Origin of the sequence: Alkalibacterium sp. (assembly GCF_046484155.1) — a bacterium.
Taxonomy (GTDB): domain Bacteria; phylum Bacillota; class Bacilli; order Lactobacillales; family Carnobacteriaceae_A; genus Alkalibacterium.
Genome location: NZ_JAWOBT010000032.1, coordinates 1 through 6,637, shown reverse-complemented (window position 1 = coordinate 6,637; position 6,637 = coordinate 1). Strand labels below are relative to the sequence as shown.

Annotated in this window: 5 protein-coding genes and 1 other annotated feature; of the genes, 1 reads left to right on the top strand and 4 read right to left on the bottom strand. The window is 44.5% G+C overall.

All coding sequences use genetic code 11. The features are described from left to right. On the bottom strand, positions 1 to 704 hold a 704-nt coding region (locus tag R6U02_RS02490), incomplete at its 3' end, for a family 1 glycosylhydrolase (protein ID WP_410262058.1). Between the two features lie 181 nt (positions 705 to 885). Here R6U02_RS02490 and R6U02_RS02485 point away from each other — a divergent pair. Then, entirely contained in the window at positions 886 to 2,187 is a 1,302-nt protein-coding gene (locus tag R6U02_RS02485) for an NAD(P)/FAD-dependent oxidoreductase (protein ID WP_410262057.1), read from the top strand. Positions 2,188 to 2,663: 476 nt separating this feature from the next. Here the strand turns inward: R6U02_RS02485 and argH are convergent, their stop codons facing one another. The 3 genes from argH to R6U02_RS02470 all read right to left on the bottom strand — a co-directional run. Beyond that, entirely contained in the window at positions 2,664 to 4,067 is a 1,404-nt protein-coding gene (argH, locus tag R6U02_RS02480; protein WP_410262056.1) for an argininosuccinate lyase, read from the bottom strand. 75 nt (positions 4,068 to 4,142) lie between these two features. Continuing rightward, on the bottom strand, positions 4,143 to 5,414 hold the full coding sequence (locus R6U02_RS02475) for an argininosuccinate synthase (protein ID WP_410262055.1): 1,272 nt from the start codon (positions 5,412 to 5,414) through the stop codon (positions 4,143 to 4,145). A 73-nt stretch (positions 5,415 to 5,487) separates the two neighbouring features. Continuing rightward, positions 5,488 to 5,789 (bottom strand) — a binding site (T-box leader). Between the two features lie 203 nt (positions 5,790 to 5,992). Further along, on the bottom strand, positions 5,993 to 6,637 hold a 645-nt coding region (locus R6U02_RS02470), incomplete at its 5' end, for a M3 family metallopeptidase (RefSeq protein WP_410262054.1).

Sequence of the window (6,637 nt, the reverse complement as noted above, 5' to 3'; positions counted from 1 at the left end):
ATACAGCCTATCTGGATGTCCGGATCCACTTCACGGGCGATCTTGGTTGCCAGAGCACTGGATACCAATTCATGGTGAGCTGCCTGATAGATCACTTGCTTTTTATTCTCGCCTTCTTCAAACACAAGGCCGGCACCCATGAACGGAGCATGCAGAACGATGTTGATCTCGTTGAAGGTCAACCAGTATTTGACCAGACCTTTGTAGCGAGTAAACAAGGTGCGGGTCAAGTTACCGTAGAAATCGACCATCTTGCGGTTGCGCCATCCCCCGTATTCTTTGATCAAATGCATCGGGCAGTCAAAGTGAGTGATCGTCACCAAGGGTTCGATGCCATGTTTGTGACATTCTTTGAATAAATCTTCATAAAATTTCAAACCGTCTTCATTGGGTTCTGTTTCATCACCTTTAGGGAAGATTCGTGTCCAGGCGATAGATAACCGGTAGGTCTTGAATCCCATTTCACCGAACAGGGCAATGTCTTCTTTGTAGCGGTGAAAATGATCGATCGCCTCTTTGGCAGGGTAAAAATGCTCGTCATCAAAATCTAAATGTTTCTTTTCACCTGAAATAATGGCCCGACGATCTTCGCCGACGGGTGCGACGTCCACATTCGCCAGTCCTCTTCCGCCTTCGTCATATCCGCCTTCCAGCTGGTTAGCCGCTGTTGCGCCGCCCCATAAGAAATCTTTTCTAAATCCCATGTGTCTTCCTCCTAGTAGTTTATATATGGTGTTGTTTTTCCAGTACTCTTTCAGCTTATAGAGTGTAATCCATTACATACAAGACAATTCGTAAGATAATTTCACTTTTTGTTAACTAGTCTAATGCCGAATATTATGTTAAAGTAGCTGTGACTATAGTATTAGGAAAGAGGAAATTGAAATGACACACTATGATGTCCTTGTAATCGGTGGCGGAACCAGTGGAATGATGGCTGCTATTTCGGCAGCAGAACATGGCGCTACTGTTGGACTTATTGAAAAGAACAAATTTGTTGGGCGAAAACTACTGGTGACTGGAAATGGCCGCTGTAATGTAACCAACAACCTTGACAAAGAAGAAATCATTGCCCATATCCCGGGAAACGGACGCTTCTTGTATAGCGCTTTTTATCAGTACGATAACTACGATATTATGAAATTCTTCCAATCACGTGGGATTGCTTTAAAGGAAGAAGACCACGGCCGGATGTTCCCGACAACCGATAAATCGCGAACGATCGTTGATGCCTTGAAACAAGTTATTGAAGATTTAAAGATCGATTTGCATATCGATGCTCCCGTTGACGCCGTTTTATATGATGATGAAAAAGTGACGGGTGTCAGACTGATCGATGGTCGTGAATTCGCAGCCACCTCAGTCATTCTGTCTACCGGTGGACGCGCGATGCCTAAGACCGGTTCGACAGGCGACGGGTATCAATGGGCAAAAAGAGCCGGACATACCATCAAAGAATTGTACCCGACTGAAGTACCGATCACGTCCAAAGAATCCTTTATTGAGGAACGGGTCTTGCAGGGATTGTCCCTGAGAGATATTAACTTGAGCGTTTTGAACAAGAAAAACAAATCGGTGATCACGCATCGCATGGATATGATCTTCACTCATTTAGGCATTTCTGGTCCTGCCGTGCTGCGTTGTTCCATGTTTGTCCTGCAGACTATGAAACGCGATAAGACCGATTTTGCCACGATGACAATCGATTCCCTTCCGGATCAGTCTATTGGGGAAGTGAATCAGAAATTCGAACAGTTGAAAAAGAATGACGGCGATAAAAGCATTAAGAATGTTCTGAAACAGTTCGGTCCCGAGCGTTACGTTCTGTTCGGTTTGGAACAGCAGTCAGTCGACAGCGATAAAGCCTTTAAAACATTGACCCCTAAAGAAGTCGAAGCGATCATAGCCTTTCTTAAAGACTTCCGCTTTGACGTCCACGGGTCGTTGCCGATCGAAAAAGCCTTCGTTACTGGCGGTGGCGTGCACACGAAAGAAGTGAATCCCAAGACCCTGGAGAGTAAAAAGAAAAAGAACCTGTATTTCACAGGCGAAATTCTTGATTACAATGGCTATACCGGTGGTTACAACATCACCGGCGCCTTTATTACTGGTCGTGTAGCTGGGATGCACGCTGCCGAGTCAGCTTTACTGCAAAAACAAACGAAGAATGAAAACCTTGTCGGTTAAACGCCGACAAGGTTTTTTTTGGCTTTTTCAAAGCAGAAAAATCTGGCTGTGCCAGATTCTCCTCATTTATATTTTAAAAGACCTCTTGGAAATGAAGACCGGGCTTATTGGGGGCTTAGATTGAGTTCAGTCTGTTCGGCTGCTCCTGTACTGCACTTATTTGGGGCTTAGGTTGAGTTCAGTCTATTTGACTACTCCTGTACTGTACTTAATTGGGGTTTAGATTGAGTTCAGTCTGTTTGGCTGCTCCTGTACTGCACTTAATCGGGGGTTAGGTTGAGTTCAGTCTGTTTGACTACTCCTGTACTGCACTTAATGGGGGCTTAGGTTGAGTTCAGTCTGTTTGAACAAAGCTCAACTACTCTCTTTCACTAAATAATGGAGTTCAGTAAGGTTATTACTCACTGAACTCCATTATTTTTCTGATTATTTTAGTTTAGCTTTGCATTCACGCCCAGAACTTCACTTAGCGTGCTCTAATCCAGAAAGTTAGAAAGACCCAGTCTTTCTTTCAGCTGTTCGATCTGTTTTTTAACAGCTTCCGGAGCAGGGCCTCCTTCAAGTTTCCGCTTATTCACACAGTTTTCCAGATTGATGACTTCGTAAATATCTCCTTCAAACAATTCATGCAGTGACTGATACGTTTCCAGAGAGACCTCTTCCAGTGTCTGCTCCGTTTCGATACACCGCTGCACCAGAGAACCGATCACACCGTACGCTTCACGGAAGGGGACGCCTTTTTTAGTCAGATAATCGGCACAGTCAGTCGCGTTGATGAATCCCTTTGAAGCTGCTTCACGCATGCGATCAGCCTTTACCTCCATCGTATCGATCATTGGGATCATGGCGGAGAGCGCCAGCTTCACTGTACTGACACTGTCGAACAGGGCTTCTTTATCTTCCTGCATGTCTTTATTGTATGCGAGCGGGATGCCTTTCATCATAATCAGCAGCGTCTGAAGATTCCCGTATGCCCTGCCGGTTTTCCCTCGAACCAGTTCGGCTACATCAGGATTTTTCTTCTGGGGCATGATGGACGATCCCGTTGCGAACGCATCATCGAGTTCAACGAACTTGAATTCCTGAGAACACCATAAGATGACTTCTTCTGACAATCGGGACAAGTGCATCATGATCATACTCAAGGCATAAGCCGTGTCGATGACAAAATCCCTGTCAGAAACACCGTCGAGACTGTTAGCAGTGACGGCTTCAAACCCCAGCAGCTCGGCTACATACTGACGGTCAAGCGGATAAGTCGTCCCGGCGAGTGCACCGTTCCCTAATGGCATGAAATCCGTATGTTCCAAGACTTCTTCCAACCGGTCGATATCCCTTGCAATCATTTGTGCATACGCCAGCAAATGATGAGCAAAGGTAACGGGCTGGGCAATCTGCAGGTGGGTGTAACCGGGCATGATCGTTTGGAGATGCTGCTCGGCCTTATTGATCAGAACCTTTTCAAAATCCAACAAATGATTTTTGATTTCTGCCACCTGTTTTTTGACATACAATCTCAAATCCAGTGCTACCTGATCGTTTCGGCTTCTGCCCGTGTGCAGCCTTTTTCCTGCCACACCTATGCGTTCAGTCAGTACGGATTCGACAAACATATGAATGTCTTCAGCTTTGGGGTCAAACAGCAGGGTGCCATTTTTCAAATCCATCAGAATTCCCTGTAAGCCGTCCACTATGAGTGTAGCATCTTCTTTAGTAATGATAGACTGCTTGCCCAGCATCTTGGCATGTGCGATGCTTCCTTTAATATCTTCTTCAAACAACACATAATCAAAACTGATCGAAGAGTTGAACACATCGACTTCTTCCGCACTTCCGCCACTCAAACGCCCCTGCCACACCTTATTTGAATCATCTGTCATAAATTGGTCCCTCCAATAGATACATCACTATTTCCTCAAAATCCCAAATATTTATTTTGTCATTCTGCTTCATTCTCATACTTTTATTCCTGCCTGTTTCAGTTGAAATGAATCTTCAGCCAGTTTTCCGAACTGCATCTTCTGTTTCATTTCAGCGTGAATCACACTGGATAATCCGTAAAGATTGATAAATCCTGCTGCATCATTCTGATCGTAAACGTCATCTTGATCAAACGTTGCAAAGGCTTCTGAATACAAGCTGTATGGCGACTCAACGCTTGAAACGATCATGTTGCCTTTATATAACTTCAGCTTGACTGTTCCTGAAACTGTTTTCTGCGTTTCATCCACGAACGAATCCAATGCCTGCTTCAAAGGCGTGAAGTACTGACCGTTGTAAATGAGGTTCGCATATTTTTGGGACAGCTCCTGTTTATACTGAAGCGTTTCTTTGTCCAGCGTGATCATTTCCAGCTGCTCATGTGCGAAATACAGCAGCGTGCCTCCCGGTGTTTCGTACACCCCACGACTCTTCATGCCGACGAGACGGTTTTCGATGATATCCTGGATTCCGATGGCATTCGATCCGCCGATACTGTTCAGTGCTTTGATCAGGCTCACACCGTCCATTTCCTTCCCGTCGATGGCGACTGGAATACCTTCATTAAATGTGATGCTGACGACGGTCGGTTTGTCCGGAGCCTGTTCAGGCGAGACACTCATCTCTAAAATGGAGTCATATTTCGGTTCATTTGATGGGTTTTCCAGATCCAGTCCTTCATGGGACAGATGCCACAGGTTCTTGTCTTTCGAATAATTGGTCTCACGAGAGATCTTCAAAGGAATGTTATGCAATTCAGCATAGTCGATAGCTTCTTCACGGGAAGTGATGTCCCAGGTCCTCCAGGGGGCAATGATATCCAGTTCAGGTGCCAGTGCCTTGATGCCCATTTCAAAACGGACCTGATCGTTTCCTTTACCCGTACAGCCATGGCAGATGGCATCCGCACCCTCATGTTTGGCTATATCGACAAGCGCTTTTGCGATGATGGGTCGCGCCGTAGCCGTTCCCAGTAAATATTTATTTTCATAAATGGCACCTGCTTTTAAAGTCGGGAAGATGGAATCATAAACGAATGCCTCTTCGATTTCTGCCAGATAAAATTTGGATGCTCCCGTTTTCAAGGCTTTTTCTTCTAATCCGATCAGTTCATCGTCCTGACCGACATTTGCAGTAACGGCAATGATTTCACTGCCATAATTCTCTTTTAACCAGTGAATGATGACCGATGTGTCTAGTCCCCCGGAATAAGCCAGTACGATCTTTTTATACGTTTTATCAGTCATATGTCATTCTCCTTTAGTTTTGTAGTTTAGTTGATCCCATTTTTGGGTATAAAAAAAACGCCTTCTGTTTTTACACAGAGACGATTGCATCGCGGTACCACTCTATTTGCAGACAAATTAGTGTTGTTTTTAAAAAAGTAACACTGGCTGCCTGCCAACTCATAGCATTAACGCTGCACACGGCTTTTCTACTTAAGACAGAGACTGACTCAAACTGAGTGAACCGTTAAGATTCCTCCTCAAGTTTTGACAGGTGGCTTATTTCAGAAAAGCATCTCACAAGCTCGTTTCAATGATTGTTCATGTCAACCTTCCACTCTGTGCTGACTCGCTGTAATGAATGAAATCATTTACTCTCTTGTTCTTTGATGTTAGGAGCATTCTATAACGTGCGTAATCGAATGTCAACACAAATATTCGTTATTCCGTATATTTTTTTAATTTATGTAGAAAAGATGTCTTTTAACTCTTTTTTTATACATTTGAAATTCTTTTAATGTATAAAAAAACAGAACGGGATGAACCCGTTCTGTTTTACAATAGAATCACAACTGTTATCTTTCCGGAAAACTGGTCATTTATCCTTTATTCAGTTCATTAGTCAGTTCAATAATACGGTCGACAGATTCGTCCAGATATTTAATGGTATCTGTCAACGGTTGGTCGGTCGTGATATCCACGCCGGCTACTTTGGTTGCTTCAGCCGGTACTTTTTGTCCCCCCAAGGCCAGGAAGTCCAACCAGCCATCCACTTTTTCTTCGCCACTCTTGATTTTCAGGAAAGCCTGCGTCGCAATCGTCAATCCTGCTGAATAGGTATATGGATAAAGTCCCATGTAATAGTGGATCTGACGCATCCAGGTGAGCTCTGCGCCTGGTTCCAGTTCAACTGAATCTCCCCAGAATTGTTCCAGGACGTCACGCGTTAATTCACTCAACTTGTTGGCATCGAAACTCTTGCCTGCATCGATCAAGCGGTACACTTCACGCTGGTATGCGGCTTCAAGTAAATGCGTCACAAAGTTGTGGAAGTATGTTTTCGAGATCATTTTAGATAGCACGTTACGTTCCATACGCGGGTCTTCCGCTTTGTCTTTCAAGTAGTCCGTTAAGAGCAACTCATTAAAGGTCGACGGTCCTTCGATTATGTACAAGGATGGACGCGCACTCGTCAATGGGTTGTTCTCATTTGACAAGATCCCCTGACCCGCATGTCCCAATTC